The following is a 1,056-nucleotide window of genomic DNA, read 5'->3' on the forward strand; positions in this document are numbered from 1 at the left end:
AGGGAGCATAAGCGCTGCGAATTCCGACGACGGCGCGATATTTACGATCTCTTTTCGTCAAATTTGATCAAATCCGCGCAGAAGCGCTAAAAATTTGCGATAAATTTTTTGCCGCTTCTGTTTTGAAGAAGTTCAAATTCCACGCCGAAAACCTCGCTCAGTAGGGCTGTATCCAGATCTTTCGGCGCGCCTAGAAACGCTATCTCGCCGTCATGCAGCACCATTATTTTATCGCCGTAATTCAGAGCGTGATTGATGTCGTGGATGTTTATGACGGTCGAAATTTTATAAAATTTCGTGTAGTCTCTTATTAAATTTAAGATATCTTTTTGATGAAGCAGGTCTAAATTTGCGGTAGGCTCGTCCAAAAGCATGATTTTAGGCGTTTTTGCAAAAACCATAGCTATGAGCACCAGCCTCTGTTGGCCTCCGGAGAGCTCGCTAAAGCTTCTTTTTGCGAGGTGCTCGATACCCACGTGCTTTAGCACATGCTCTACCCTCTGCAGATCGCTGCGGCTTACTTTAAAATTTAGCTTCGAAATGCGGCCTAAAAGCACCAGCTCAAATACGCTAAGTCCGCCCTCTTGCATAATATTTTGCGTCAGATAGCCGATCTCCTTGACGCTCGCGCCGCACAGATCAATTTTAGCATCCGTCTTTAAGATGCCTGCTAAGCATTTCATCGTCGTGCTTTTGCCCGCGCCGTTTACGTCCAGGATCGTTAAAATTTCGCCTTCGTTTACGGCGAAGTTTATATTTTTTAAAATTTCTTTGTTTTTGTATGAAAAGCTTAAGCCTTCAACCCTCATCCGCGCCCCTTATTTAGCACGATCGCTAGGAAAAACAGCGCCCCGATGAAGGAGGTGATTATACCGATAGGAAAGATTACGCCGCTTATTAAATTTTTACTCAAAATCGATGAAAATGAAAGAAGCAGAGCTCCTATCAGAGCCGAAAACGGAAGGAAAAATCTCTGCTCCGCGCCTATTAAAATTCTAGATATGTGCGCTCCCAGTAGTCCAACAAAGCCGATCGTGCCTACGAAACAGACGCAAG

Annotated in this window: 2 protein-coding genes; both read right to left on the reverse strand. The window is 44.5% G+C overall.

The window, feature by feature from the left end; all coding sequences use genetic code 11:
* Positions 1 to 86 precede the first annotated feature (86 nt).
* Positions 87 to 809: an ABC transporter ATP-binding protein gene (locus tag Q0340_RS02425; protein WP_298082017.1), complete on the reverse strand. Its 723-nt coding sequence runs from the start codon at positions 807 to 809 to the stop codon at positions 87 to 89.
* The coding region (locus tag Q0340_RS02430) for an iron chelate uptake ABC transporter family permease subunit (RefSeq protein WP_298082018.1) at positions 806 to 1,056 on the reverse strand (251 nt) is incomplete at its 5' end. The genes Q0340_RS02425 and Q0340_RS02430, both read right to left, overlap by 4 nt.

It is taken from the genome of uncultured Campylobacter sp., from assembly GCF_938045595.1.
Classification (GTDB): Bacteria; Campylobacterota; Campylobacteria; order Campylobacterales; family Campylobacteraceae; genus Campylobacter_B.

What these genes read in the sequence shown, in the direction of transcription:
- Q0340_RS02425 (WP_298082017.1), bottom strand. Translation starts at nt 809, where the DNA reads ATGAGGGTTGAAGGCTTAAGCTTTTCATACAAAAACAAAGAAATTTTA.